Annotated in this window: 24 protein-coding genes; 12 read left to right on the top strand and 12 right to left on the bottom strand. The window is 62.0% G+C overall.

From position 1 onward, the window contains the following. Positions 1-175: 175 nt before the first annotated feature. Positions 176-853, bottom strand: coding sequence for an isochorismatase family protein (locus ACJ8IN_RS11820; protein WP_103772709.1), 678 nt, complete (start codon positions 851-853; stop codon positions 176-178). Positions 854-1,106: 253 nt separating this feature from the next. On the opposite strand from ACJ8IN_RS11820, the gene ACJ8IN_RS11815 reads away from it, so the two are divergent. Together ACJ8IN_RS11815 and ACJ8IN_RS11810 are read left to right on the top strand one after the other, a co-directional pair. After that, positions 1,107-1,535: a universal stress protein gene (locus ACJ8IN_RS11815; protein WP_033638240.1), complete on the top strand. Its 429-nt coding sequence runs from the start codon at positions 1,107-1,109 to the stop codon at positions 1,533-1,535. Positions 1,536-1,850: 315 nt separating this feature from the next. Next, a complete protein-coding gene (locus tag ACJ8IN_RS11810; RefSeq protein ID WP_025302549.1) occupies positions 1,851-2,606 on the top strand; it encodes an SDR family NAD(P)-dependent oxidoreductase in 756 nt (251 codons plus the stop codon). Positions 2,607-2,649: 43 nt separating this feature from the next. Here ACJ8IN_RS11810 and ACJ8IN_RS11805 read toward each other — a convergent pair whose 3' ends face one another. Genes ACJ8IN_RS11805 through puuD form a run of 4 tightly spaced genes read right to left on the bottom strand, consistent with a single transcriptional unit; the run spans position 2,650 to position 6,769 of the window. Beyond that, positions 2,650-3,930: an NAD(P)/FAD-dependent oxidoreductase gene (locus tag ACJ8IN_RS11805; RefSeq protein WP_033653879.1), complete on the bottom strand. Its 1,281-nt coding sequence runs from the start codon at positions 3,928-3,930 to the stop codon at positions 2,650-2,652. An 11-nt stretch (positions 3,931-3,941) separates the two neighbouring features. Beyond that, entirely contained in the window at positions 3,942-5,438 is a 1,497-nt protein-coding gene (gene puuC / locus ACJ8IN_RS11800; RefSeq protein WP_043147304.1) for an aldehyde dehydrogenase PuuC, read from the bottom strand. Between the two features lie 15 nt (positions 5,439-5,453). Beyond that, positions 5,454-6,011, bottom strand: a complete 558-nt coding sequence (puuR, locus tag ACJ8IN_RS11795) for an HTH-type transcriptional regulator PuuR (RefSeq protein WP_033638246.1) — start codon at positions 6,009-6,011, stop codon at positions 5,454-5,456. Then, positions 6,008-6,769, bottom strand: coding sequence for a gamma-glutamyl-gamma-aminobutyrate hydrolase (gene puuD / locus ACJ8IN_RS11790; protein ID WP_043147308.1), 762 nt, complete (start codon positions 6,767-6,769; stop codon positions 6,008-6,010). Before puuD ends, puuR begins: the two co-directional genes overlap by 4 nt. 219 nt (positions 6,770-6,988) lie before the next feature. Here puuD and ACJ8IN_RS11785 point away from each other — a divergent pair, with 219 nt between their 5' ends. The 5 genes from ACJ8IN_RS11785 to ACJ8IN_RS11765 all read left to right on the top strand — a co-directional run bounded on the left by ACJ8IN_RS11785 (position 6,989) and on the right by ACJ8IN_RS11765 (position 12,672). Then, positions 6,989-8,407, top strand: coding sequence for a glutamine synthetase family protein (locus ACJ8IN_RS11785; RefSeq protein ID WP_033646355.1), 1,419 nt, complete (start codon positions 6,989-6,991; stop codon positions 8,405-8,407). 308 nt (positions 8,408-8,715) lie between these two features. Next, positions 8,716-10,086, top strand: coding sequence for an APC family permease (locus ACJ8IN_RS11780; RefSeq protein WP_033646354.1), 1,371 nt, complete (start codon positions 8,716-8,718; stop codon positions 10,084-10,086). A 91-nt stretch (positions 10,087-10,177) separates the two neighbouring features. After that, positions 10,178-11,071 (top strand): aromatic amino acid DMT transporter YddG, encoded by an 894-nt coding sequence (gene yddG / locus ACJ8IN_RS11775; RefSeq protein WP_033653883.1) that lies wholly within the window; start codon positions 10,178-10,180, stop codon positions 11,069-11,071. 73 nt (positions 11,072-11,144) lie between these two features. Then, the gene (locus ACJ8IN_RS11770; protein WP_046898558.1) at positions 11,145-11,417 is read left to right on the top strand and encodes a hypothetical protein; all 273 of its coding nucleotides are present in this window, start codon (positions 11,145-11,147) and stop codon (positions 11,415-11,417) included. A 373-nt stretch (positions 11,418-11,790) separates the two neighbouring features. Continuing rightward, entirely contained in the window at positions 11,791-12,672 is an 882-nt protein-coding gene (locus ACJ8IN_RS11765; protein WP_060424248.1) for a nucleoside-specific channel-forming protein Tsx, read from the top strand. A gap of 53 nt (positions 12,673-12,725) precedes the next feature. Here the strand turns inward: ACJ8IN_RS11765 and ACJ8IN_RS11760 are convergent, their stop codons facing one another. Beyond that, complete coding sequence (locus ACJ8IN_RS11760) at positions 12,726-12,905, bottom strand: hypothetical protein (RefSeq protein ID WP_025160261.1); 180 nt, start codon at positions 12,903-12,905, stop codon at positions 12,726-12,728. Between the two features lie 443 nt (positions 12,906-13,348). On the opposite strand from ACJ8IN_RS11760, the gene ACJ8IN_RS11755 reads away from it, so the two are divergent. Together ACJ8IN_RS11755 and ACJ8IN_RS11750 are read left to right on the top strand one after the other, a co-directional pair. After that, positions 13,349-13,843 (top strand): anti-virulence regulator CigR family protein, encoded by a 495-nt coding sequence (locus ACJ8IN_RS11755; RefSeq protein ID WP_060424250.1) that lies wholly within the window; start codon positions 13,349-13,351, stop codon positions 13,841-13,843. A gap of 114 nt (positions 13,844-13,957) precedes the next feature. Next, positions 13,958-14,488: a chorismate mutase gene (locus ACJ8IN_RS11750; protein WP_047567895.1), complete on the top strand. Its 531-nt coding sequence runs from the start codon at positions 13,958-13,960 to the stop codon at positions 14,486-14,488. A 3-nt stretch (positions 14,489-14,491) separates the two neighbouring features. On the opposite strand, the gene ACJ8IN_RS11745 is transcribed toward ACJ8IN_RS11750, so the two are convergent. The 4 genes from ACJ8IN_RS11745 to hutC form a co-directional block, all read right to left on the bottom strand. After that, entirely contained in the window at positions 14,492-16,027 is a 1,536-nt protein-coding gene (locus tag ACJ8IN_RS11745; RefSeq protein WP_060424252.1) for a serine hydrolase domain-containing protein, read from the bottom strand. A gap of 245 nt (positions 16,028-16,272) precedes the next feature. Further along, positions 16,273-17,076, bottom strand: a complete 804-nt coding sequence (gene hutG / locus ACJ8IN_RS11740) for an N-formylglutamate deformylase (RefSeq protein ID WP_047567892.1) — start codon at positions 17,074-17,076, stop codon at positions 16,273-16,275. Continuing rightward, a complete protein-coding gene (gene hutI, locus ACJ8IN_RS11735) occupies positions 17,073-18,296 on the bottom strand; it encodes an imidazolonepropionase (protein WP_033646347.1) in 1,224 nt (407 codons plus the stop codon). The genes hutG and hutI overlap by 4 nt, the downstream gene beginning before the upstream one ends. A 157-nt stretch (positions 18,297-18,453) precedes the next feature. Next, a complete protein-coding gene (gene hutC / locus ACJ8IN_RS11730; RefSeq protein WP_033646346.1) occupies positions 18,454-19,209 on the bottom strand; it encodes a histidine utilization repressor in 756 nt (251 codons plus the stop codon). A 180-nt stretch (positions 19,210-19,389) separates the two neighbouring features. Between hutC and ACJ8IN_RS11725 the strand changes: the two genes are divergently transcribed. From ACJ8IN_RS11725 to ACJ8IN_RS11715, 3 genes are all read left to right on the top strand, one after another. Then, complete coding sequence (locus ACJ8IN_RS11725) at positions 19,390-20,760, top strand: formimidoylglutamate deiminase (protein WP_197838856.1); 1,371 nt, start codon at positions 19,390-19,392, stop codon at positions 20,758-20,760. Continuing rightward, positions 20,760-21,323, top strand: coding sequence for a HutD/Ves family protein (locus ACJ8IN_RS11720; protein ID WP_060438752.1), 564 nt, complete (start codon positions 20,760-20,762; stop codon positions 21,321-21,323). The genes ACJ8IN_RS11725 and ACJ8IN_RS11720 overlap by 1 nt, the downstream gene beginning before the upstream one ends. A gap of 69 nt (positions 21,324-21,392) precedes the next feature. Beyond that, positions 21,393-22,394, top strand: a complete 1,002-nt coding sequence (locus ACJ8IN_RS11715; RefSeq protein WP_234553126.1) for a LacI family DNA-binding transcriptional regulator — start codon at positions 21,393-21,395, stop codon at positions 22,392-22,394. Between the two features lie 41 nt (positions 22,395-22,435). Here the strand turns inward: ACJ8IN_RS11715 and ACJ8IN_RS11710 are convergent, their stop codons facing one another. Next, positions 22,436-23,878 (bottom strand): glycoside hydrolase family 32 protein, encoded by a 1,443-nt coding sequence (locus ACJ8IN_RS11710; RefSeq protein ID WP_308325680.1) that lies wholly within the window; start codon positions 23,876-23,878, stop codon positions 22,436-22,438. Beyond that, entirely contained in the window at positions 23,875-25,134 is a 1,260-nt protein-coding gene (locus ACJ8IN_RS11705; protein WP_308325681.1) for an MFS transporter, read from the bottom strand. The genes ACJ8IN_RS11710 and ACJ8IN_RS11705 overlap by 4 nt, the downstream gene beginning before the upstream one ends. Between the last annotated feature and the right edge of the window lie 133 nt (positions 25,135-25,267).

Genomic DNA, 25,267 nt, shown 5'->3' with positions numbered 1-25,267 from the left:
GCAGAATTAATAACGCCGCGTTTCAGTCTATTTTTCTGTTGTGAAAAAGTCGCGCTTAGGCTGCGTAATGTTGGAGTGTTGGATGGACGCTTACGCCATAACATGACAGCCGGGAAAGTCACCGGCACGCGATTCATAGCCCCGGCCTTGGCCGGGGTTTTTTATGCCCGCGATCTTAACGCTGGGAGTCCAGCAGTTCGTTGTTTTTCACCACGTCCTGCGCTTTGAGGTAGCTCTCAATCAGCAGTTGATAGGCCGGGAAGATTTTGGTGTAAACCTCGGCCCACTGCTGAGCGTCGGCGCGGTTCCAGGTGCCCTGCAGCTCCGAGGCCACGCCGGCGGTGTCGATCGGCACCACGCCGGCCTGCACCACGCGCGCCAGGGTGATTTCCTGCGCCATTTTCGAGTAGGTGCCGGAGGCGTCGATCACCGCGAACACTTTATAGCCTTCGGCCACCGCGCTGATGGACGGGAAGGCCATGCAGACGCTGGTGATGGTGCCGGCGATGATCAGTGTCTTGCGGCCGGTGGCTTTGACCGCCGCCACGAAGTCCGGGTTGTCCCAGGCGTTGATTTCCCCTTTGCGGGCGACGTATTGCGCGTGCGGCGCATTCTGATGGATTTCCGGGATCAGCGGGCCATTCGGGCCCTGCGGCACTGAAGCGGTGGTGATCACCGGCAGTTTGCTGAGGGTGGCGATGCTGGCCAGGGCGGCGGCGCGGGCGCGCAGTTCGGTCATCGGCATGTCGGCGACGGTCTGGAACAGGCCGCTCTGGTGGTCGATCAGGAGCATGACGGCGTCATTGGCATCAATAACAGGACGCTGGCCGTTGAAGTTGGCTGGAGTGCTCATGGTTTTTTCCTTCTCTTGTCGTGAGGTCAATGGATATCTGCTTTGATTGATAAGGCTGAAACTCAGCGCTTGCCTACAGTGTAGGGAGGGGAGAAAAATCCGGTAGACCGCAAAGGCGGGATGCATCGTTCCACAGATGGAACGATTGCGAGACAGGCGAGCGAACCGGCGCTAGGCTAAACTTAAGGTGCATGAGAAACATGCGGCAAGGAGCGCCATCCTGTTTACGGAGTTGACGAGGAGGGCCGCCATCATGGCTTATCGGCATATCGTTGTCGCCACGGATCTCAGCGAAGACGCCGAGTTCCTGCTGGGCAAGGGCGCCAGGCTGGCCGCCGCGCTCAATGCCCAACTTTCCCTGATCTATATCGACATTCATCGCGCCGGTTATTACGTCGATCTGGGCGTGGGCGATTATAACTACACCGATCGCACCTTTTCAGAGCGGGTGAAGAATATGCTCAATGCGATCAAAGGGCAGTCGTCGTATCCGGTTGAAGAGGTGATCGTCAGCCGCGGCGCGTTGACGGAGGAACTGAACCGGGTGGCGAAGGAGAAAGGGTTCGATCTGGTGATCTTCGGCCACCATCACGATGTCTGGAGCCGACTGGTCTCTTCGGCGCGTCAGGCGATCAACGAGCTGAACGTCGATCTGCTGGTGATCCCCATCGAGAAAAAATAGTCGCGGCCGCCTGCGGGCGGCTGCCGTTTTTCATTCACATCGCTTATCTCTGAGCGGCCATAACCGCCTATCCGCAATAGTCCCGCTGGCTGACAATCCGCCTTGAAAATAGTGACTGTCCGGAATTTTATTCTATCCATCAATATGTTGGCCAAAATCCGATAAAGGTTAACCCAGCGCATTGAAATCACTGGCATACCTCCTTTTGGTTAATAAACCGCACGTTTTGACTGGCGCTCAGGGGAGGGGCGTCTTATCCTCGGGGCAATGAGATTTGTATGACTTATATAAATACGTTCACATGGAGGAGGTCTCATGCGTTTTGACAATAAAGTCGTGGTTATCACCGGTGCGGGCAATGGCATGGGGGAAGCGGCGGCGCGGCGGTTCTCCGCCGAGGGCGCCATCGTGGTGCTGGCCGACTGGGCTAAAGAGGCGGTAGACAAGGTTGCCGCTTCGCTGCCGAAGGGCCGGGCGATGGCGGTGCATATCGACGTGTCCGATCACGTCGCGGTTGAAAAAATGATGAACGAGGTGGCGGAAAAACTGGGCCGCATCGACGTTCTGCTGAACAACGCCGGCGTACACGTTGCGGGCAGCGTGCTGGAAACCAGCGTCGATGACTGGCGGCGCATCGCCGGGGTCGATATCGACGGCGTGGTGTTCTGCTCCAAATTCGCCTTGCCGCATCTGCTGAAGACCAAGGGCTGCATCGTCAATACCGCGTCGGTGTCCGGCCTGGGCGGCGATTGGGGCGCGGCCTATTACTGTGCGGCGAAAGGCGCGGTGGTCAACCTGACGCGCGCCATGGCGCTGGATCACGGCGGTGACGGCGTGCGCATCAACTCGGTCTGCCCGAGCCTGGTGAAAACCAACATGACCAACGGTTGGCCGCAGGAAATCCGCGACAAGTTCAATGAGCGCATCGCGCTGGGGCGCGCGGCGGAGCCGGAAGAAGTGGCGGCGGTGATGGCGTTTCTGGCCAGCGACGACGCCAGCTTTATCAATGGCGCCAACATTCCGGTCGATGGCGGGGCGACCGCCTCGGACGGCCAACCGAAGATCGTCTAAGCGTTAACGCACAGGCCCGGCCAGGATGACCGGGCCTGCTGTTTTAGACGCCGATACGGTCGCGCAGCGTGTAGTAGGCCGCGCCGATGGCGGTGAACGGGATCTGCAGATTGCGCCCGCCGAAGAACGGCAGGTGCGGCAGCTTGGCGAAGGCGTCGAAGCGTTCGGCGTCGCCGCGCATCAACTCGGCGATCAGCTTGCCCGCCAGATGGGTGCAGGTCACGCCGTGGCCGCTGTACCCCTGCATGTAGTACACGTTATTCTCCAGCCGGCCGAACTGCGGCATGCGCGACAGCGTCAGCAGGAAGTTGCCGGTCCAGCGATAGTCGATACGCACCCCTTTCAGCTGCGGGAAGGTCTTCAGCAATTTTGGCCGGATCAGGTTGTCGATGTCGTCCGGATCACGCGCGCCGTACACCACGCCGCCGCCGTACAGCAGGCGATGATCGGCGGTGATGCGGTAGTAATCCAGCAAGTAGTTACAGTCTTCCACGCAGTAGTTCTGCGGGATCAGCGCCTGCGCGATCTCCGGCGCCAGCGGCTCGGTGGCCACCACCTGAGTGCCGCACGGCATGCTGCGCTTGGCCAGCCGCGGCTCCAGCTTGTCGCCCAGATAGGCGTTGCCGGCGACGATGACGAAACGCGCCTTCACCTGGCCGTTGGCGGTGCTGATCAGCGCCGGTTCGCCGTGGCGGATGTTCGTCACCGCCGATTGCTCGAAGATGCGCCCGCCCTGCAGGCGGATCGCCTCGGCCTCGCCCAGCGCCAGATTGAGCGGATGGATGTGGCCGCCGCTGTGATCGAGCAGCGCGCCGACGTAGCGATCGCTGGCAACCTCCTGGCGCACCCGGTCCGCATCGAGCAGCTCGAGCTGGGTATTGCCGTAACGTTCCCAGTTGCGTTTCTGCTCGATCAGCGCATGGAACTGCTTGTTGTTCAGCGCGGCGAAGATGCCGCCGGGGCGATAGTCGCAGTCGATGGCGTAGCGGCTGATGCGGCTGCGGATGATCTCCGCGCCTTCAAACATCATGCTGCCGAGCAGGCGGGCGCTTTCCGCGCCGTAGCGCTCTTCAATCACATCGATGTCGCGGCTGTAGGAGTTGACCAACTGGCCGCCGTTGCGGCCGCTGGCGCCGAAACCGATGCGCGCCGCTTCCAGTACGACCACGTTATAGCCGGCTTCCACCAGAAACAGCGCGGAGGAGAGGCCGGTATAGCCGCCGCCGATCACGCAGACGTCGCACTCGATCGATTCGTTCAGTTGCGGATAGGGCTGATGTGCGTTGGCCGTGGCCGCATAGTAGCTTTTTACGTGTTCAGTCATGAGATAAGCCCTTATTCCAGCGAGATCCAGGTAGTTTTCAATTCGGTGAACTTGTCCAGCGCGTGCAGCGATTTGTCGCGGCCGTTGCCGCTCTGCTTGTAGCCGCCGAACGGCACGGTCATGTCGCCGTCGTTGTAGTTGTTGACGAATACCGTGCCGGCTTTCAGCTGGCGCGCCATGCGGTGCGCACGGGCCAGATCGCGGGTCCAGACCGCGGCGCCGAGGCCGTAGTCGCTGTCGTTGGCCAGCTGCAGCGCCTGTTGCTCGTCGTCGAAGGTAGTCACCGCCAGCACCGGGCCGAAGATTTCATCGCGCGCCACGCTCATGGCGTTGTTCACCTGGGTGAGGATGGTCGGCCCCAGATAACCGGCGTGGTCGCCCTGCGGATGGTCGCGCCCGTCGAGGAACAGCGCGGCGCCCTGGCTGAGCCCCCGATCGATATAGCCGGCCACTTTTTCGCAGTGGCCGCTGTCGATCAGCGTGCCCATCACCGTGTCGGGATCGAGCGGATCGCCGGGAGCGAAGGCCGCCGCGTGTTTGCGCAGCGCCTGCAGGAACGCTTGCTCAATGCTCGCTTCGACCAGCAGGCGAGTGCCGGCGATGCACACCTGCCCCTGATTATAGAAGATGCCGGCGGCGGCGCTGCGGGCGGCCTGATCCAGATCCGGGCAGTCGGCGAAGACGATATTGGCGCTCTTGCCGCCGGCCTCCAGCCAGACGCGTTTCATGTTCGATTCGCCGGCGTAGATCATCAGCTGCTTCGCCACCGGCGTGGAGCCGGTAAAGGTGAGGGCGTCGACGTCGCGGTGCAGCGCCAGCGCCTTGCCGGCGTCGTGGCCATAGCCGGGCACCACGTTCAGCACGCCGTCCGGCAGCCCGGCCTGCTGCGCCAGCTTGCCGAGCAGGATGGCGCTGAGCGGCGATTTTTCGGAGGGTTTGAGTACCACGCTGTTGCCGGCGGCCAGCGCCGGGCCAAGCTTCCAGCAGGCCAGCAGCAGCGGGAAGTTCCAGGGCACGATGGCGCCGACTACGCCGATCGGCTCGCGCTCGATCAGCGCCAGCGCATCGCGGCCGGTGGGGGCGATTTCGCCGTAGACCTTATCGATCGCTTCGGCGTACCAGCGAATGCAGCGAATGGCACCCGGCACGTCGTCGCGCAGGCTGTGGCGAATCGGTTTGCCGGTGTCCAGCGTTTCCAGCAGCGCCAGCTCTTCGTGATGCTGCTCCATCAGATCGGCGAAGCGCAGCAGCGTGGCTTTGCGCTGCGCCGGGGCGGCCTGCGCCCAGTCGCCGCGTTCAAAGACGGCGCGCGCCGCGCTGACCGCCCGATCGATGTCGGCGGCTTCGCCGCGCGCAACCTGCGCCAGCTCACGGCGCCCGGCGGGATCTTCCACGGCGAAAAATTTCCCCGCGGCGGCCGGCTGGTAGCGGCCGTCGATAAACAGCCGGTGCTCAATCTTCAGGGTCTGCGCCCGTTGTTGCCAATACTGCAAATGGTGAAAGTTCATGCCTGGCTCCGTTGATCAGAATGTCGTCGGCGTATGGGCGCTGATAATCCGGCAAATGCGCGCCGACGTGTTGCTGAAACTGTGGGGGATGCCGGTATTGATGGCGTAGCTCTGCCCGGCCAGCAGGTGATAACTCTGGCCGTTGACCTGCAGCACTACTTCGCCCTCCAGCAGCGTGCCGATCTCTTCCCCCTGATGTTTGATGCGCTCGCCGGTGGTGGTGCCCGGTTCGTAGGTCTCGATCATCATCGCCAGCGTGCGGTTCGGGTCACCGTTGTGGATCAGCTTCATCGAAACGCCCTGGCTGCCGATTTCGATCAGATCGTCACTGCCGATCACGATCTGCGGCTCCGCCGGTTTTTCCGGCTCGGCGAAAAACGCCGACAGCGACAGACCGTATACCGTCAGCAGCTTTTGCAGCGTGCTGATGGCCGGGCTGACCTTATCTTGTTCGATAGTGCTGATGGCGCTGTGGGTTAACCCAGACAGTTCGGCGACCCGGCGCTGCGACAACCCTAATTGTTGACGGATCTGCGACAGACGTTTTCCCGGTGCCAAGCTGACGTCGCTCATGGGCGTTTTTCCTTTTGATAGTTCCGACAGGCGGTGATGAAACCATCAAACAACAGGCGCGACAGGGCGTACTCGTCGCTGTTCCACTCCGGGTGCCACTGCACGCCGAGCGCGAAGGGCTGATCGCGCACGCTGATCGCCTCCACCAGCCCGTCGGCAGCGTGCGCCTCGATGCGCACGCTTGCGCCCAGGGTTTTGGCGCCCTGGCCGTGCAGCGAGTTCACCCAGAATCTGTTGCAATCCGGTATCAGTTGCGAAAGCAGCCCCCCTTCCTGAACGATGACTTCGTGGGCGGGGGCGTATTGCTGTTCCAGCGGCAGGTCGTGGTCTTCACGATGCTCCAGCAGCTCGGGCAGTTCGTACAGGCGGCGGTGCAGGGTGCCTTGGGTGGCGACCACCATCTCCTGCATGCCGCGGCAAATGGCGAAAAGGGGAATGCGCCTGTCGAACGCCTGGCGGATCAGCGCCAGGCTCAACGCGTCTCGGCCAGGATCGGCGTCAGGCTCATCGCCGTTTTCACCATAAAGGTGCGGCTGCACATTACTGGGGCTGCCCGGCAGCAAAATGCCGTCGAGTCGCGGCAGCAGTTCAGCCAGCATTTCCGGCTCCGCCAGCGCGTGCGGCAGGGCGATCGGCAAGCCGCCGGCGGCGATAACGGCATTCAGGTACTTTTCTTGCAAGGTCTGTGTGAGGTGCCCGTTTAACCTATACCTGCACATGACGACGCCGATGACTGGTCTGTTAAATATATTGTCCATGCTATCCCCTTGGTACGTTCGAAATTATGAACGATAAGCATCTCCACCGCCGATTTCGTTCAATATTCTATAAATCTAGCAGTCGATTGGGCAATATTCAAACCAAAAGTAACACTTGCAAAACAAATTTGTTTCATCTACGTTTCATTTGTGGGCATTATATTGAACAAGACGGTCAATAAACATCGACGACAGCAAAACACAAACGGCGGGTGAACCATGCAGACCAACATCGTAGAAGTGGAAAACTTTGTTCAGCACAGTGAAGAGAGACGAAGTAGCGCGTTCCAGCGCGAAGTGAAGAAGTACCTGGAACGTTATCCGTTAACCCAACATGTCGACGTACTGTTGACCGATCTGAACGGCAGCTTCCGCGGCAAACGCATCCCGGTCGGCGGCCTGAACAAACTTGAGAAGGGCTGTTACTTCCCGGCGTCGGTATTTGCGATGGATATTCTCGGCAACGTGGTGGAAGAGGCCGGGTTGGGGCAGGAGCTGGGCGAGCCGGATCACGTGTGCGTGCCGGTGCCGGGCACGCTGACGCCGTCGGCGGCGGACCCGCAATATATCGCGCAGGTGCTGCTCACCATGCTGGATGAAGATGGCACTCCCTTTGACGTTGAACCGCGCAATGTGCTGAACCGAGTGTGGCAGCGTTTGCGTCAGCGCGGGCTTTCCCCCGTGGTAGCGGTAGAGTTGGAGTTCTATCTCATCGATCGTCAACGCGACGCGGAGGGCTATCTGCAGCCGCCGTGCGCGCCGGGCACGCAAGAGCGCAACACCCAAAGCCAGGTGTATTCCGTCGATAACCTCAACCATTTCGCCGACGTGCTGAGCGAGATCGACGAACTGGCGCGTTTGCAGGGCATTCCGGCGGACGGCGCGGTGGCGGAGGCGTCGCCGGGGCAGTTCGAGGTCAACCTGCACCATACCGACGACGTGCTGCAGGCCTGCGATCACGCGCTGGCGCTGAAGCGGCTGGTGCGCATGGTGGCCGAGAACCACAACATGCAGGCGACCTTTATGGCCAAGCCGTATGAGGAACACGCCGGCAGCGGCATGCACGTGCACATCAGCATGCTGAACGCGCAGGGCAACAACGTGTTTGCCGACGACGACGGCGAAGACTCGGCGCTGCTGAAACAGGCGCTGGCGGGCATGATCGCCCTGATGCCGTCCTCGATGGCGCTGTTGGCGCCGAACGTCAACGCTTACCGTCGCTTCCAGCCCGGCATGTATGTGCCGACCCAGGCTTCCTGGGGGCATAACAACCGCACCGTGGCGCTGCGCATTCCCTGCGGCGATCGCGACAACCACCGCGTGGAGTATCGCGTGGCGGGCGCCGACGCCAACCCTTATCTGGTGATGGCGGCCATTCTGGCCGGCATCGTCTACGGGCTGGAAACCGCGCTGCCGCTGCCTGAGCCGGTGACCGGCAACGGGCTGGAGCAGGACGGGCTGCCGTTCCCGATCCGCCAGAGCGACGCGCTGTACGAGTTCGAACATCAGCCGGTGCTCAATGCATTGCTGGGCGAACGTTTCAGCCACGTCTATCTGGCCTGCAAAACCGATGAGCTGGTGCAGTTCGAGCGCCTGATCACCGAAACCGAAATCGAGTGGATGCTGAAAAACGCCTGATCCCGCTCACCCTGCGACTACCGCGCGCGTCCGGCGCATTTCATCGGCTCTCCTGTGGCCGGTGAGGCTGCGCGCTGCGGTACTGAATTTCTTCTATCACGGCGTACAGGACGCCGACGAGGAAATAACCATGACTCAGTCATTCCCATGCGCAGACGTTTGCCTGTGCCGCAGTGCCTACGGGCCGGTCGCCGGCCGCCCGACAGTGACCTCAACCCGTTTTTCCCGCCGCCTGAGCAGCAGTTTCCCCGCGGCCTCTCTGAATGACGTTGCACGGTTGACAGCAGAGGACCAAGAGGGGAAATGCCATGACGATTAAAGCCACCGACGGCGGCCCGGCGGGCAAACCGCAGCTGCGCAAATCCCTCAAGCTGTGGCAGGTGGTGATGATGGGCCTGGCCTATCTGACGCCGATGACGGTGTTCGATACCTTCGGCATCGTCTCCGGCCTCACCGACGGCCATGTGCCGACCTCCTATCTGCTGGCGCTGGCCGGCGTGCTGTTCACCGCCATCAGCTACGGCAAACTGGTGCGCCAGTTTCCTACCGCCGGCTCCGCCTACACCTATGCGCAGAAGGCGATCAACCCGCACGTCGGTTTTCTGGTGGGGTGGTCATCGCTGCTCGATTATCTGTTCCTGCCGATGATCAACACGCTGCTGGCGAAGATTTACCTGACCGCGCTGTTCCCGGAAGTGCCGCCCTGGGTGTGGGTGGTGGGCTTCGTTATCCTGATTACCGCCATCAACCTGAAAAGCGTCAATCTGGTGGCCAACTTCAATACCCTGTTCGTGCTGGCGCAGGTGGCGATCATTCTGGTGTTCATCTACCTGGTGGTGCGCGGCCTGCACAACGGCGAGGGGATGGGCACGGTGTGGAGCCTGCGGCCGTTCCTCAGTGAGAATGCGCACCTGCTGCCGATCATTACCGGCGCCACTATCCTGTGCTTCTCGTTCCTCGGCTTTGACGCGGTCACCACGCTGTGCGAAGAGACGCCCGACGCCGCCAAGGTGATCCCGCGCGCCATCTTCCTGACCGCGCTGTACGGCGGGGTGATCTTTATCAGCGTGTCGTTCTTCATCCAGCTGTTTTTCCCGACCATTCAGCGTTTCCACCAGCCCGATGCTGCGCTGCCGGAGATCGCACTGTACGTCGGCGGCAAGCTGTTCCAGTCGATCTTCCTGTGCGTGACCTTTATCAACACGCTGGCCTCCGGCCTGGCGTCGCACGCCAGCGTGTCGCGCCTGCTGTACGTGATGGGGCGTGACAACGTGTTCCCGGAGAAATTCTTCGGCTACATCCACCCTAAATGGCGCACGCCGGCGCTCAACGTGCTGATGGTCGGGCTGGTGGCGCTGTCGGCGCTGTCGTTCGATCTGGTCACCGCCACGGCGCTGATCAACTTTGGCGCGCTGGTGGCCTTTACCTTCGTCAACCTGTCGGTGATCAGCCACTTCTTCATTCGCGAAGGGCGCAACAAAAGCTGGAAGGATCGCTTCAACTTCCTGTTCCTGCCGCTGGTGGGGGCGCTGACGGTGGGGGTGCTGTGGCTGAACCTGGAGAAGAGTTCGCTGACCATGGGGCTGATCTGGGCGACGCTGGGCTTCGGCTATTTGGCCTGGCTGACCCGGCGTTTTCGCCAGCCGCCGCCGCAGCTCGAGCGGCAGCCGCAGCAATAAATTCACAGGCGGGAATTTCCCGCCTTTCTTTTTGGCGCGTGCGGCAGTAGAGTGAAAAACCCGATAAAAAATAACCCATTGGATCCGCCTTATGCCCGCTTTGCCCTCGCGTACCCGCGCCACGCTGTTCGGTTTGTTGGCTATTGTGTTGTGGAGCAGCGTCGTCGGCCTTATTCGCAGCGTCAGCGAAGGGCTGGGGCCGATCGGCGGCGCGGCGATGATCTACAGCGTCAGCGCGGTGTTTTTGCTGGTGGCGCTCGGCGTGCCGAAATGGCGCAGCTTTCCGCGGCCTTATCTCATCGTCGGCAGCCTGCTGTTCGTCAGCTACGAGATCTGCCTGTCGCTGTCGCTCGGCTACGCCAATACCCGCCTGCAGGCGATAGAAGTGGGCATGATCAACTACCTGTGGCCCTGTTTCACCGTGCTGATGGCGCTGGCGCTCAACGGCCAAAAGGCGAAATGGTGGCTGCTGCCGGGGCTGCTGCTGTCGCTGTTCGGCATCGGCTGGATCATGAGCGGCGAGGGCGGCTGGTCACCGGCGCAGATGCTGGCCAACGTGCGCAGCAATCCGCTCAGCTACGGGCTGGCGTTCAGCGGCGCGGTGATCTGGGCGCTGTATTGCAACCTGACCAAGAAGATCGCCCAGGGCAGCAACGGCGTGGTGCTGTTCATTGTGCTGACCGCGCTGGCGCTGTGGCTTAAATATGCCTTCAGCGCGGAAAGCGGCATGCAGTTCAGCGCCGGCGTGATCGTGACGCTGCTGTGCGCCGGGGTGGCGATGGGGGCGGGGTATGCCGCCTGGAACGTCGGCATTTTGCACGGCAACATGACGCTGCTGGCGACCGTCTCTTATTTTACCCCGGTGTTGTCGGCGGTGTTCGCCGCGCTGGTGTTGCACACCTCGCTGACCGTCAATTTCTGGCAGGGCGTGGCGATGGTCACTCTCGGCTCGCTGATCTGTTGGCGGGCAACCCGTGGAAATTAACGGAAATTATCCGCCGTCGGCGCAATGTTGAACTAGAATTTAACTAGCCATGTTGCCTGAAGGAACGACGACGATGAGAAGCGACATTCAATTTATTCAACAACCCGAAATCGACGTGCATCACTACGAGCGCGGCGATACCGTGCGCCTGACCACGGCGAATTTGCGGCATGAATATCAGCTCGACGTTTATATTTTGCGCCGCGACGACAAGCTGATTTACGGCTCGGTCGTCGCGGCGGCGCCCAAGACCGATATCCCGGTCGCCAGCTGGGAGGTGAAAAACGGCGAGGAGGTGGTGTTCCGCCAGGAAAACATCGCCAAGGCGGTGCCGGCGGTGAACTGATTTCGCTTTACGTATTTTTTACTGATTTTGATGAAGGCCGACGTTTATACGTCGGCTTTTTCTTTGCCGCGGCTCAATGGTGGGCAGGTGACACCCTGATGACATTTGGCTCAAAAACTGCGCTAAAAATCGATGTGCATGACAAAAATCACAGCGAATGTGAATTTGCATGAAACATAATTTGACAAATGTGAACGCAATCGATTACCTATTCGCGAAATGCGTAACTGGATCACAGATTCTTACAGTCAGTGGTTTCTATAATGCGCGCGTCATCCGAGTTTCTGTGTGAAGACAACGCCAGGTGTCGGCAGACTCATTGTCATCTTTTCTAAACGGGCAGGAAATGGCCCTTTAAGCATGTGGTAATAAAATGAAAAAAATAGCTCTCGCAGCAGGTGTACTGTTCGCAGCGTCTTACAGTGCATCATCAATGGCTGATAGCAAAGACAGTCAATATGTCTCCGACTGGTGGCACCAGAGCGTCAACGTGGTGGGCAGCTACCACACTCGCTTCGGGCCGCAGCTGAATAACGACGTGTATCTCGAATACGAAGCCTTCGCCAAGAAAGACTGGTTCGATTTCTACGGTTACGTTGACGTGCCGAAGTTCTTCGGCGTGGGCAATACCCCGGATCGCGGCATCTGGGACAAAGGTTCCCCGCTGTTTATGGAGATTGAACCGCGCTTCTCCATCGACAAGCTGACCGGCACCGATCTGAGCTTCGGTCCGTTCAAAGAGTGGTACTTCGCCAACAACTACATCTATGATCTGGGCCACAACGCCGACGGCCGTCAGAACACCTGGTACATGGGTCTGGGCACCGATATCGACACCGGCCTGCCGATGAGCCTGTCGATGAACATCTATGCCAAATACCAGTGGGAAAACTACCAGGCCGCCAACGAGAACAGCTGGGACGGTTACCGCTTCAAGGTGAAATACTTCGTGCCGCTGACCCAGGTGTGGGGCGGCAACCTGAGCTACATCGGCTTCACCAACTTCGACTTCGGTTCCGATCTGGGCAAGGACAGCCATTGGGTTGACGGCACCGGCAAACAGGTGCGCACCAGCAACTCGATCGCCTCCAGCCACATTTTGGCGCTGAACTACGATCACTGGCACTATTCTTTCGTGGCGCGTTACTTCCATAACGGCGGCCAGTGGCAGGATGGCGCGGATATCGGCACCCCGCAGGGCCCAATCAAGTCTACCGGCTGGGGTTATTACCTCGTGGTCGGCTATAACTTCTGATTTTCCGTGTTATCAGAAACAGAAAACCCCGCTTGGCGGGGTTTTTTTTGTCATCACTGGGCTTGTTCAACCGGGAGATGCTTCACCGGCATAAACAGCCTGCCTTTGATCACGTGACATTCATTATTTATCCAACTAATGATTTGTTCACGGCTGACGCCTTCCGACTGCGCGTAACGATGAAGATCGCCGTTAAAGTGCCGAGTGATGTATTCCATGAGGGTCATTTGCACGTCTTTTGCTCCTGAACGCCCACCCGTTGCCAGCCTGGCCACCGCGGGAGGTTGAGGTTTCTCAGACAGCGAATGTAAATTATTGGCAACCAAATCTCAACATAAAGCACCAGATTGGGGCGACAGCGGCGGGAAAAAGAATCCCGCACGGAGAGGCGGGAAGTGTTCGCTATTATCATTATGGATGATAAGAATAAGATTTGAGGTGCGACGAAAAAGAGCACGCTAACTCTTTTTTGTTACCCTCCCACGCTAGCGTAAGGCTTATTTTTCTTCAAGAAAAATCTGAGGTAAGTTTCGGAATTCTCGAGGCGTGTTGCGTTGAAACAAGCTATTGGCGCGACTGCTGTCAAACTGCACTTGTTATCTCGGAGTTTTCCTTATACTTCGTCCGGAAAAGACCCGCTATAGTCAACAGAGTCCCCCACGCAGGAATACACAGCATGAACAAACGTCGTACGACCCTCACGGTGTTGGCGCTGATTGCGTCGCTGGGGTTGTCATCCGCCCCGGCCCTGGCTGACAAAGGCGGCAATGGTAACGGCAACGGTAATGGCCATGGCAACAGCGGCAATCACGGTAATAGCGGTAACCATGGCAACAACGGCAACAACGGCAACAAAGGCAATAAAGATAAAGGCGGCTATAGAAACGACGATAATCTGGTTTCCGTCAGCCTCTCGCGCGACCGCGCCCGTTCGCTGGCGCGCAACTACGGCCTGACCGGCTACAGCGCGCTGCCACCGGGCATCGCCAAGAATCTGGCGCGCGGTAAACCGCTGCCGCCGGGCATCGCCAAAAAAGTGGTGCCTTACTCGATGCTGCGTGATCTGCCGCAGTACCCGGGTTATGAGTGGCGTATCGCCGGCGACGATCTGGTGCTGGTCGCGCTCAGCACCGCAATTGTCGCCTCTGTGATCAACGGCGTTTTCGACTAAGGTTTGTCGAGCGTTATCGGGCCTCGCTGCGGCGGGGCCTTTTTATTTGCCAGCGCGGGGCGGACGTGGTGAACTTTGGGCCTTACGTTTTCACTGCATCATAAGGGAGGCGCCATGTTCAGGGCGTTATTGATAGCCTGCTGTTTGACCAGTTTTCCCGCGTTGGCAGAGGGCGCCGCCGCCATCGGCGAGCTGGTGAACCAACGGCTGTCGTTGATGAAGGACGTCGCCGGTTACAAGGCGCAGCGGCATTTGCCGATCGAAGACCTGGCGCAGGAGGCGAAGGTGTTGGCCAGCGCGCAGGCGGAGGCGGGGCGTTTGGGGTTGGAGCCGGCGTCGGTGCGGCCTTTTATCGCCGCGCAGATGGACGCCGCCAAGGCGATTCAGTACCGCTATCGCGCCGACTGGCTGGCGAACCCGGAACCCGGCTGGCAGCCGCGGCCGTTGGCGCAGGTGCGCCCGCAGATCGCACAGCTGAGCAGCCAGATATTGCAACGGCTGGCGGAGCGGCTGCGCGCCGGCCCGCTCGGCGAGGCGGATCGGGCGGCGTTTATGGCGTCCGTGGATCAGGTGAATCTCAGCGCCGCCGACAAACGGCGGCTGGCGGATGCGCTGCTGGCGGTCAAAACCGGCAGCGCACGCTGAGCGTCAGTCGCGGCCGACGGTGCTGCGGCGGAAGGTCAGCATCCGGCTGCGGTTGGCGATGAGATCCACGTTGTAACCGCGGAAATAGAGGCAAAAGCGTTTTAACCACGGGCCGTCCTGGCACTCCACCAGCATGCGGCCCTGGCCGAGCGGGCTGAGCGTCCCGGTCTGCGCCGCCGGGCCGACGCCGATATGCACCCGATCGCCGCGAATTTCAAAGGCGGTGCGATAGTGCGGGTGATACCACAGCCCCTGCACATGCTTCAGGCAGTCGCCGTTGGCCGTGACCGGCAGGAAACGGCGCGCCACATGCCCGACCTCGCCCTCGACCGCTTCGCCGGTCCACTTCAATTTGATTGGCATATGGGCGGACAGCGACACCGCGTAGCCGTCTTCGCCCTGATACAGCGGTTCATCGCTGCCAAGATAGGCCAGATTGCCATTTTTGACCTCCAGCCAGTGCGGCTCTGCCGGCGTGGCGTAAAGGCCGTCGGGGATCGCCATGCTGCGCTGCGGCAGCGGTTCGCCAAGCAGCGCCGCCATCACCTGCAAAGCCATACCGAAACTGTCGCAGTCTTCGCGGTTGGCCACCAGCGCGACGCCGGCCTGGCGATCGGGCGCCAGCAGGAAATAGGTTTTGTAACCGGCGTGGGAACCGCCGTGGCCGAGCAAGCGGCGGCGGCCCAGCGGGGTTTGCGCCAGCCCCAGGCCATAGGTGCTGAGCTGGCCCTGATTGAGGCGGCGCGGGGCGCCGAGTTGCGCCAGCACGCCCTGGCCCGGGCCCTCGTCGGCCAGCAGCGTTTGCAGCCAGCGGGTGAGGGCGTGGAGGCTGCCGGTCAGGCTGCCGGAGGCGGAAAGGTGCAGGCCGGCGCTGGCGTGTTGCCAGCCCTGCGACGCTCGCCAGTAACCCGGCACCAACCCCGGCACCACGTCGAACCAGCTTTCCGGCGCCCGCATCTGCACCTGCAGCGGCCGGGCGATGTGCTGTTGCACCAACTGGTCGAAATCATACCCCTTGCTGCGCAGTGCGGCCTCCAGCAGCCGATAGCCGGTATTGCTGTAGGCGACCTCGCTGCCGGCTTCGTAGTTCAATCTTTCCAGCCCCTCGACAAACTGCATCACCGGCTGCGCCTCGCTGACGGCATGCAGCGAGATGCCGAGCAGGCCGAGCGTCTCGCGCACGTCGGGCAGGCCGCCGGTCATGTCCAGCGCCTGGCCGACGGTGACGTCTGCCAGCGCAGGCTGCAGGGCGGGCAGCAGTTCGCCCAGGCGCTGTTCGAGCCGAATGGCGCTGCCGGTGGCGTTCAGCGCCAGCGCGGCAAAGATGTGCTTGGTCACTGAGGCGTAGCGCACCACGCTGTCGGCGGTGAAGGGGGTATTCTGCGCCAGATCGGCCAGGCCGGCGCAGGCGGTGGCGCGGAGTTGTTCGGCGTCAAACAGGGTGATGGCGCCGCCGGGTTCGCCACGCCGTTGCCAGCCGGCCAGCAATTGTTCGGCGAGGGCGCCGGCAGCGCGCCAGTTTAACGGTGTTACAGACATAGGGCCTCCAGAGTGATGGTTCGAAACGGGCCAGCTCGGCCACACGCCGCCCGGCGCTGACGAGGAGCGCGGGCTTTTCGGCTGATTGTGGCGCAGTGCGTTTTTCGTCGGCCGCTGTTTTGTGCGCTGTTTAGACCAGTCGGTGGGGAATCACGCGAAACTTTGATATGGCGCGCAGAACGCGGCTGACGTTGCGGTTAAAGGCAGGGGGAGAAACAGGCGCCCGGCGGCGCCTGCAGAGGGGATCAGTTCAGTCTGGCGGCGCCGTCCAACAGGCCTTCAATCATCTGCTTGAGCAGGCGCTGCAGCGAGGCGGCGCGCTGCGGTTCGAACGCGTAAGGATACTGTTCGGACATGTAGTTCACCTGCGCCAGCTCAAGCTGGATCGCATGCTGTTGCTGTTGTGGCTGGCCGTAGGCGCGGGTGATGTAACCGCCCTTGAAGCGGCCGTTCAGCACGTGGGTGTACTGCTGTTGCTGCTCGCAGCAGGCGACCAGCCGATCGCTCAGCGCCTGGGCGCAGCTTTCGCCGCCGTTGGTGCCGAGATTGAGATCCGGCAGCTTGCCCTCGAACAGCCGCGGGATCACCGAGGCGATGGAGTGCGCGTCGAACAGCAGCGCATAGCCGTGCCGCGCTTTGAGGCGCGCCAGTTCGTCTTGCAGTTGCTGATGATAAGGTTGCCAAATTTGCTGCAGATAGCCGGCGCGCTCTGCGTCCGTCGGCGCTTTGCCCGGCAGGAAGCTTGGGCGGCCGTCGAACAGCACGTCGGGATACAGACCGGTGGTGGCGGTAGTGTACAGCGGCTTGTCGTCCGCCGGGCGGTTCAGATCGATGACGAAGCGCGAATAGTTGCCGACCAGCACGCTGGCGCCCATCGCCCGGGCGAAGTCGTACAGCTGTGGTATGTGCCAGTCGGTATCGGGCAGCGGGCGGGCGTCGTCGGTCAGCCCGGCCTCGACCGCCGGCGTCAGTTGCGTGCCGGCGTGCGGAATGCTGATCAGCAGCGGCAGGCTGCCGGTCTGGAAGCTAAAAGGATCGCGAATGGTCATTGACGTACTTCTCCTCGGAAAATCACCGTACAGGGCAGCTGACCGCCCAACCAATAAGCCAGTTCCGCCGGCCGCGACAGCGGCCAGTGAACGAAGTCCGCCACCTTGCCGGTTTCCAGCGTGCCGTGGCTGTGTTGCAGCCCCAGCGCTTTGGCGGCGTGGGTGGTGACGCCCGCCAACGCTTCTTCCGGCGTCAGGCGGAACAGCGTGCAGGCCATGTTGATCATCAGGCGCAGCGACAGCGCCGGCGAGGTGCCGGGGTTGGCGTCGCTGGCGATCGCCATCGCCACCTGGTGCTTGCGGAACAGCTCCACCGGCGGGCACTGGGTTTCGCGCAGCAGGTAATAGGCGCCGGGCAGCAGCACCGCCACGGTGCCGGCGTCGCCCATGGCGCGGGCATCTTGTTCGGTGGCGTATTCGAGATGGTCGGCGGAAAGCGCGTGATGGCGCGCCGCCAGCGTGCTGCCGCCGAGGGCGGAGAGCTGCTCGGCGTGCAGCTTGACCGGCAAACCGGCGGCTTCGGCGGCGGCGAAGACCCGCTCCACCTGCGCCGGCGAGAACGCCAGATGTTCGCAGAAGGCGTCAACCGCATCCGCCAGGCCGGCTGCCGCCGCCTGCGGGATGATGGTGTCGCAGACCAGATTGATGTAGTCGTCGGCGCGGTTGGCGTATTCCGGCGGCAGCGCATGGGCCGCCAGACAGGTGGTTTTCACCTCGACCGGCAACAGCTCGCCCAACTTGCGCGCCACCCGCAGCATCTTCAGTTCGCTTTCCGGGCTGAGGCCGTAACCGGATTTGATCTCCACGCAGGTGACGCCTTCCGCCAGCAGCGGCCGCAGGCGGAACAGCGCCTGCTCCAGCAGCAGCGCTTCGTCGGCCGCGCGGGTGGCTTTCACCGTGGAAATGATGCCGCCGCCCTGCGCGGCGATCTCGGCGTAGCTCACGCCGTTCAGCCGCTGTTCGAACTCGCCGCTGCGATTGCCGCCGAACACCAGGTGCGTGTGGCAGTCAACAAAACCGGGGGTGATGATGCCGCCGTCGAATTTCACCGTTTCGTCCGCGATCAGGCCGGACGGCAGCGCCGCATGTTCGCCAATCCAGACGATCTTGCCGTCGCGCACGGCGATCGCGCCGTCGGTCAGGGTGTGATACTTGCCGTCGCGCATGGTGACGATATCGGCGCCGTGCCACAGGCTGTCACAGTGAATCTCAGACGTCATTGCTTTCCTCCGCCGGAGCCGCAGCTCCCACATGGTTGTATATACAATTAAAAACAACCTAACGCATTCATCGGGATGTCACAAGAGGCGGGCGAAATTTTGTTATCAGGATGTGATCGACAGCGGAGATGCGGGCGCAGGGCGCGCCCGCCGGGGATCAGACTTCGCTGGTGAAGCGGCCGAACAGTTGATAACGGCTGCCGGGGTACAGCAGCCGGGCCGAGGTCACTACGGTTTTGCCGGACCAGGTGCGGCGATGGATCAGCAGGCCGGGTTCGTGGTCCTCCAGCTGCAGCAGCTCGCGCTCGCGCCGGGTGGGGATCACCGCTTCGACGATGTGTTCGCCGGCGGTCAGCGGCGCGGCCTGCGTCAGGTAGGTGTAAGGCGTGACGCGATCGAAATCCTGCTTCAGGTAGTCCGGCGCCACCAGCGGGTTGACGCAGCGGTCTTCCACCTGCACCGGCACATCGTTCTCGTAATGCACGATCTGCGAGTAGAACAGCCGTTGGCCGGGCTGAATGCCCAGCGCCGTCGCTTCTTCCTCGCTGGCCGCACGGGCCTTCAGCTCGAGGATTTTGCTGCTGTGGCGATGACCGCGCGCGGCGATCTCATCGGCGATGTTGTGCACTTCCAGCAGCGCGGTATGTGCCTTGGCTTCGGCGACGAAGGTGCCGACGCCCTGCATGCGGATCAAAAAGCCTTCGCTGGTCAGCTCGCGCAGCGCGCGGTTGATGGTCATGCGGCTGACGCCCAGTTCCGCCACCAGTTCACTTTCGGAGGGCACGCGCTGGTGCGGTTGCCAATGCCCCGCACGGATTTGATTCACGATCGCCTGTTTGACCCGTTGGTAGATCGGGGCGGGGGCATCGCTCATTGCAGCCGCCAGTTGTAACACGGTCTGTTGTTCAGCCACGACGTTAACCTCGTCAAATAAAAAAATAATAACACCAGTTTACTGTTGATGTCGGCGTATGTATATGTATATACAACTAGTGGCCGTCGCGCCAGAAACTTGCCGGCGGCCGCCAAAAATTCCCGAAGGCGCGCCATCGCCGCGCCTCATTCGCCGTTACACCAACAGTGGAATACTGCCATGCCTGCTTATTTTGCCCCACGCGCTTTGCTCCCTGAGGGCTGGGCGCATAACGTCCGGCTGGACGTCGATGCGCAAGGTTATCTGACTCAAGTTACCGCCGACGCTGAGCCGCAAGGCTGCACCCGGCTGCACGGCGACGCGGTGCCGGGCATGCCGAACCTGCACTCCCACGCTTTCCAGCGCGCGATGGCCGGGCTGGCGGAAGTGGCGGGCAACCCGCAGGACAGCTTCTGGACCTGGCGCGATCTGATGTACCGCCTGGTGCAGCGCCTGACGCCGGAGCAGGTGGAGGTAGTCGCCCGTCAACTGTATATCGAAATGCTCAAGGGCGGATACACCCAGGTGGCCGAATTCCATTATCTGCATCACGACGCCGACGGCAAGCCTTACGCCGATCGCGGTGAGATGACCGGCCGCCTCAGCGAGGCCGCGCATCAGGCCGGCATCGGCATGACGATGCTGCCGGTGCTGTACAGCTACGCCGGTTTCGGCGCGCAGCCGGCGCAGCCGGGGCAGAAACGTTTTATCCAGGATACCGAAAGCTATCTGCACCAGCAGCAGGTGATTGCCCGCCAGCTGGTGGATCGTCCGTTGCAGAATCAGGGGCTGTGCTTCCATTCGCTGCGTGCGGTGGAGCTGGGTCAGATGCAGCAGATTTTGGCCGCGTCGGATCGCACTTTGCCGGTGCATATTCACATCGCCGAGCAGCAAAAAGAGGTGAACGACTGCCTGGCGTGGAGCGGGCAGAGCCCGGTGGCCTGGCTGTATGACCATTTGCCGGTCGATCAGCGTTGGTGCCTGGTGCATGCCACCCATCTGGATCGCGACGAGCTGGAAGCGCTGGCGCGCAGCCGCGCGGTGGCCGGGCTGTGCCTGACCACCGAAGCCAACCTCGGCGACGGCATCTTCCCCGGCGACGCTTACCTGCAGCAGCAGGGGCGCTGGGGCATCGGTTCCGACAGCCACGTTTCGCTCAACGTGGTGGAAGAGCTGCGCTGGTTTGAATACGGCCAGCGGCTGCGCGATCAGCGCCGCAACCGTCTGACGACGCCGGAACAGTCGGCGGTGGGCGATGTGCTGTACCTGCAGGCGCTGCAGGGCGGCGCGCAGGCGTGCGGCGCGCCGATCGGCCGGTTGCAGAGCGGCTATCGCGCCGACTGGCTGGTGCTGGACGGCGACGATCCGTATCTGGCGGCGGCGCCGGATGCCTCGATCCTCAACCGCTGGCTGTTCGCCGGCGGCAAAGAGCAAATTCGCGACGTGTTCGTCGGCGGCCGGCAGGTGATCGAGCAGGGGCGGCACGCGCTGCAGCAGCAGAGCAGCGCCGAGTTCCTGCAGGTGTTGAAAACCTTTCAGCAGGAGGCGTAATGAGCCTGACCCGTTTTAGCTTCGCCGCGCTGCCGGTCAGCCCGTGGCGCAACGGCGGTGGGGAAACCCGTGAAATCGTCAGCTGGCCGCCGGGCGCGCAGGATTTTGACTGGCGCGCCAGCATCGCCACCATCGCACAGGACGGGCCGTTTTCCGCCTTTGCAGGCATGGATCGTTCGATCACGCTGCTGGAAGGCGACGGCGTGCGGCTGTTCAGCGCCGGGCATATCGACCATCAATTGGCGTGCGTCGGGGAGCCGTTCGCTTTCTCCGGCGACGTGGCGCTGGAAGCGACGCTGCTGGGCGGCGCCAGCCAGGATTTCAACATCATGACGCGCCGCGGCCGGCAGGCGGCCGAGGTGCGGCGCAGCACGGCGCCCGTCACCTTGCCACCCAACCGGGCGGGCGTGCTGTATGTGCTGAGCGGGGTCTGGTCGCTGCCGGGGGGCGGCGAACTGCGGGCGCGCGAGGGCGTCTGGTGGGCGGCGCAGGCGGCGGGCGGCGAAGTGGCGCCGCTGACGGCCGACGGCGCTCTCCTGTGGGCGAACATCACAGCCTGCTAACGCAGAGTAGAGTCCTGCGCCCGGTTATGGGATTATTCACTTTTCCCCATTAATCATAAAGAAGGGCGCATGGCTTCGCTGAAAGACGTCGCAAAACTTGCCGGAGTCTCGTTGATGACGGTGTCCCGCGCCATCAATGAACCCGGCAAGCTGCGGCCGGAAACCTACCGCCGCGTCAAACAGGCTATCGACCAGTTGGACTACGTGCCGGATCTGTCGGCGCGGCGTATTCGCGGTGACGGAAATCGCGTGCAGACGCTCGGGGTGCTGGCGCTGGACACCGCCACGACGCCGTTCTCGGTGGAAATGATCCTGTCGATTGAGAAAACCGCGCGCGAGCGAGGCTGGAACAGCTTCGTCGTCAACCTGTTTGCCGACGACAACGCCGAACAGACCGTCGATCTGCTGCTGGCGCATCGTCCGGATGGGGTGATCTTCACCACGATGGGGCTGCGCGAGGTGACATTGCCGGCCAAACTGCTGGACAAAAAGCTGGTGCTGGCCAACTGCGTCAGCCCGGCGCATTCGATCGCCAGCTACATTCCTGATGACGAGCAAGGGCAGTATGAGGCCACGCGCACGCTGATCGCCAAAGGCTATCGCGCGCCACTGTGCATTCATTTACCGGCGGATACGCTGGCGGCGGGCCTGCGCCGCCGCGGTCTGGAACGCGCCTGGCGCGAAGCGGGGCGCGATGTTGAACAGCTGCGGCAGTATCATCTCGATCTGAGCGGCGGCGATCAAAGCTATCGCGACTGCGTCGCGCTGCTGGAGCGGCATTTCTCTGCAGGACGGCGCGATTGCGATGTCGTGGTGTGCGGGAACGATCGGATAGCCTTTCTGGTGTATCAGGTATTGCTGGCGCAAGGATGGCGGATACCGCAACAGGTGGCGGTGCTGGGCTACGACAATATGGTCGGCACCGGCGAGCTGTTCCTGCCGGCATTGACGACGGTGCAGCTGCCGCATTACGAGCTGGGCCGCCTTGCGGCGCTGCATGTGATTGAGCAGCGGGAGCAGCGTGAGACGGTGAAAGTGCCTTGCCCGCTGTTGGAGCGGGGTTCGCTGTAAGCGCACCGGGTGCGTCGCTGCGCGCCCGGTGCTCATTCCCATTATCCCCAGATGCTTGCCAACCGCCATCCCGTGATGGGCTCGAACTGTGCCCGGCCGCCTGCGGCGAACAGGCTGAGGTGGCGCTCGCCCGCCGTCGGATAGATGCGGCTGGTCAGGCAGGCCTGGCCCTGATTGACGAAGATCTCCAGCGATGAGCGGTCAATGAAGAGACGTAGTGACAGGGTGTCACCTTCCGGCAGCGGCACGCTGCGGCAGGTGCACAGGGCGGGGTTGTCATGAAAACGTTCCAGCACCAGCCGGTGCGCCTGATTGTCGACGAACAGGCGCGCCGCATTCCCGATGGCCAGCCCGTAACGCTCGGCGTCGTTGTCGGCCGGTCTCAACGTCAGGGTGAGTTCCTGCACGTCGTCCGCCAGCGGCAGATGTTGATTGGTCAGCGTCTGCGCCAAAAACGAGTGCGACGCTCGGCGCAGCGCCGCCAGTTCACGCGCTGGGTTCATGCGGACGCTGCCGTCGGCGGCCAGCGTCAGCTCGCGCGGCAGGGTGAGGGCGCCGGCCCAACGGTGCGCTTTGCTGGGCATCGGTGATTCCCACATATCCATCCAGGCAAACAGCAGCCGACGGCCGTCGGCGGCGGTGAAGGTTTGCGGCGCATAGAAATCGTGCCCGGCATCCAGCTCGCAGAAGGGCTGCGTCACCCTGAAGTCGCCGTCCGGCCGCCAGTGGCCGAGCAGATAGCCGCTCTGGAAGCGATTGCGGTAGCGGTAGCCCTGTGCCGCCAGCCCCTGCGGCGAAAATAGCAACAGGTGTTGTTCCCCCAGCGGGAAGAAATCCGGGCATTCCCACATATACCCTTGATGCGCCGCCAGCGCGCCGGCCAGCACCCGATCGAAGCGCCAGGCGCGCAGATCTGCAGAACGGTACAGGCGCACCTGGCCGAGACCGTTTTCTTTGGCGCCGACCACCAGCCACCATTCGCCGTTCTCGCGCCAGACTTTCGGATCGCGGAAATGCTGAATGCCGTCCGGCGGGGCCAGCACCGGCCCGTGCTTGACGAAGCGTATGCCATCTTCGCTGGTGGCCAGACATTGCACTTCCCGCACCTGGCTGTCGTCGCCGGGCTCGCCCAGCCACACGTGGCCGGTGTAAATCAGCGTCAGCACGCCGTTGTCATCCACGGCGCAGCCGGAAAAACAACCGTCTTTGTCATAGGGCGCATCGGGCGCCAGGGCGATGGGCTGGTGCTGCCAGCGGATCAGATCGCGGCTGGTCGCGTGCCCCCAATGCATGGGCCCCCAGTGTTCGCTGTAGGGGTGATGCTGGAAGAAGGCATGATAGACGCCGTCAATACAGATCAGGCCATTGGGATCGTTGATCCAGCCGGCGGGCGGCGCGAGATGGAACTGCGGGTAGTATTCGTCTCGGCGCTCTGCGCGCAGGGCTTCGACCGCATGGTCGGCTTGAGCTAAGGCAGTGTTCATTGGATAGACTCGCTTGATTTAATGGCGGATTGAAAGGGGGTTGCGCCGGAGGAACGTTCGCCGCGCAGCAGGAAACAGGAGACAAGCGTCGTGGCGGCGACCGCGCACCCCATCAGCAGATAGGTGTCGGCAAAGCCGATGCGGTCATAACCGTAGCCCGCCAGCGGCGACAGGAAGCTGGCCATCACCTGGGTGATGAACTGAAAGCCCACCAGGTAAAGCGTTGAGGAGAGGCGACTGTCGAAGCGGCTGGCGATGTATTTGAAGATAGCGATCAGCAGGATCGGCAACTCTACGGCGTGCAGCAGTTTCATGGCGGAGATCATCAATGCGCCACTGACCAAGCCGGAGCCGAACATGCGCAGCGCCATCACGCCACCGGCCAGCAACAACCCCTGTTTGGCGCCGATGCGGTTCACCAGCAGCGGTGCCAGGAACATGCCGCCGGCTTCGAGGAAGACCTGCAGCGAGTTGAGGAAGCCGTACATCTCGTTGCCCTGTTCGCGTGAAGCGAACTGCGAGGCGAAGTAGACCGAAAATTGCTGATCGAAAACGTTGTACACGCTGATACCGAGCACAAACACCACCAGCGCCCAGAAGCCCGGCATACGCAGCAGCGCCAGCGCATCCTGCAGCCGCAGATTTTCCGGTTTGCCGAACGCCAGGCCGGCCATGGCGTTCGGCTTCAGCTCGCGCACCTGGCTGAGCAGCAACAGGAACACCACGGCGGCGGCGGAGGCCAGCCAGAAATTGATGTTCGGATCGATATTGAAGATAAAACCGGCCAAAAAGGTGGCGCTGGCCCAGCCGAGCGATCCCCACATGCGGGCGCGGCCGAATTCGAAACCGCTGATGCGGCTGACTCGCTCGGTATAAGATTCCAGCGCGCCGATGCCGGCGAAGAAGGTGGCGCCGATAAATACCCCGCCGACCAGCGCGCCGAGCGGCAGGCTGCTGGCCAGCAGCGGGGCGTAAACGTAGATAAAGAACGGGCCGGTCAGCAGCAGCATCACGCCGAGAAACTGCAGCAGGTGCTTGCGCAGCCCAAGTTTGTCCTGAATAAACCCGTACAGCGGCTGGGCGCACAGCGCCACCAACGAGATAGCGGAGAAGATCAGGCCGGTCTCGGCGCCTTTCAGGCCGATCTTCTGATTCAGCCACAGCGAGATCAGCGAAAAGCTGGAAGACCAGGTGAAGAAAAAGAAGAACAGCAGGCCGCTGAGCAGCACGTAATATTTTTTAGTTTCGCGGTTCATGGGTAGGGCCCCGGTGAGTGAAGTTAGCTCTATTGTTAACGTTAACTCGCAAAGGGATGAAGCCAGCAGATATCACGCGTGCGATGTTAATCACAAAAGTTAACGTTAACATTTTGGCGTTGTGATCGGGGTC

It is taken from the genome of Serratia sp. CY31944 (genome assembly GCF_052169175.1).
Classification (GTDB): Bacteria; Pseudomonadota; Gammaproteobacteria; order Enterobacterales; family Enterobacteriaceae; genus Serratia; species Serratia sarumanii.
Note: the sequence above shows the minus strand (reverse complement) of the source record. Positions and strands in the feature narration are given on the sequence as shown.

What these genes read in the sequence shown, in the direction of transcription:
- ACJ8IN_RS11820 (WP_103772709.1), bottom strand. Translation starts at nt 853, where the DNA reads ATGAGCACTCCAGCCAACTTCAACGGCCAGCGTCCTGTTATTGATGCC.
- ACJ8IN_RS11815 (WP_033638240.1), top strand. Translation starts at nt 1,107, where the DNA reads ATGGCTTATCGGCATATCGTTGTCGCCACGGATCTCAGCGAAGACGCC.
- ACJ8IN_RS11810 (WP_025302549.1), top strand. Translation starts at nt 1,851, where the DNA reads ATGCGTTTTGACAATAAAGTCGTGGTTATCACCGGTGCGGGCAATGGC.
- ACJ8IN_RS11805 (WP_033653879.1), bottom strand. Translation starts at nt 3,930, where the DNA reads ATGACTGAACACGTAAAAAGCTACTATGCGGCCACGGCCAACGCACAT.
- puuC (WP_043147304.1), bottom strand. Translation starts at nt 5,438, where the DNA reads ATGAACTTTCACCATTTGCAGTATTGGCAACAACGGGCGCAGACCCTG.
- puuR (WP_033638246.1), bottom strand. Translation starts at nt 6,011, where the DNA reads ATGAGCGACGTCAGCTTGGCACCGGGAAAACGTCTGTCGCAGATCCGT.
- puuD (WP_043147308.1), bottom strand. Translation starts at nt 6,769, where the DNA reads ATGGACAATATATTTAACAGACCAGTCATCGGCGTCGTCATGTGCAGG.
- ACJ8IN_RS11785 (WP_033646355.1), top strand. Translation starts at nt 6,989, where the DNA reads ATGCAGACCAACATCGTAGAAGTGGAAAACTTTGTTCAGCACAGTGAA.
- ACJ8IN_RS11780 (WP_033646354.1), top strand. Translation starts at nt 8,716, where the DNA reads ATGACGATTAAAGCCACCGACGGCGGCCCGGCGGGCAAACCGCAGCTG.
- yddG (WP_033653883.1), top strand. Translation starts at nt 10,178, where the DNA reads ATGCCCGCTTTGCCCTCGCGTACCCGCGCCACGCTGTTCGGTTTGTTG.
- ACJ8IN_RS11770 (WP_046898558.1), top strand. Translation starts at nt 11,145, where the DNA reads ATGAGAAGCGACATTCAATTTATTCAACAACCCGAAATCGACGTGCAT.
- ACJ8IN_RS11765 (WP_060424248.1), top strand. Translation starts at nt 11,791, where the DNA reads ATGAAAAAAATAGCTCTCGCAGCAGGTGTACTGTTCGCAGCGTCTTAC.
- ACJ8IN_RS11755 (WP_060424250.1), top strand. Translation starts at nt 13,349, where the DNA reads ATGAACAAACGTCGTACGACCCTCACGGTGTTGGCGCTGATTGCGTCG.
- ACJ8IN_RS11750 (WP_047567895.1), top strand. Translation starts at nt 13,958, where the DNA reads ATGTTCAGGGCGTTATTGATAGCCTGCTGTTTGACCAGTTTTCCCGCG.
- ACJ8IN_RS11745 (WP_060424252.1), bottom strand. Translation starts at nt 16,027, where the DNA reads ATGTCTGTAACACCGTTAAACTGGCGCGCTGCCGGCGCCCTCGCCGAA.
- hutG (WP_047567892.1), bottom strand. Translation starts at nt 17,076, where the DNA reads ATGACCATTCGCGATCCTTTTAGCTTCCAGACCGGCAGCCTGCCGCTG.
- hutI (WP_033646347.1), bottom strand. Translation starts at nt 18,296, where the DNA reads ATGACGTCTGAGATTCACTGTGACAGCCTGTGGCACGGCGCCGATATC.
- ACJ8IN_RS11725 (WP_197838856.1), top strand. Translation starts at nt 19,390, where the DNA reads ATGCCTGCTTATTTTGCCCCACGCGCTTTGCTCCCTGAGGGCTGGGCG.
- ACJ8IN_RS11720 (WP_060438752.1), top strand. Translation starts at nt 20,760, where the DNA reads ATGAGCCTGACCCGTTTTAGCTTCGCCGCGCTGCCGGTCAGCCCGTGG.
- ACJ8IN_RS11715 (WP_234553126.1), top strand. Translation starts at nt 21,393, where the DNA reads ATGGCTTCGCTGAAAGACGTCGCAAAACTTGCCGGAGTCTCGTTGATG.
- ACJ8IN_RS11710 (WP_308325680.1), bottom strand. Translation starts at nt 23,878, where the DNA reads ATGAACACTGCCTTAGCTCAAGCCGACCATGCGGTCGAAGCCCTGCGC.
- ACJ8IN_RS11705 (WP_308325681.1), bottom strand. Translation starts at nt 25,134, where the DNA reads ATGAACCGCGAAACTAAAAAATATTACGTGCTGCTCAGCGGCCTGCTG.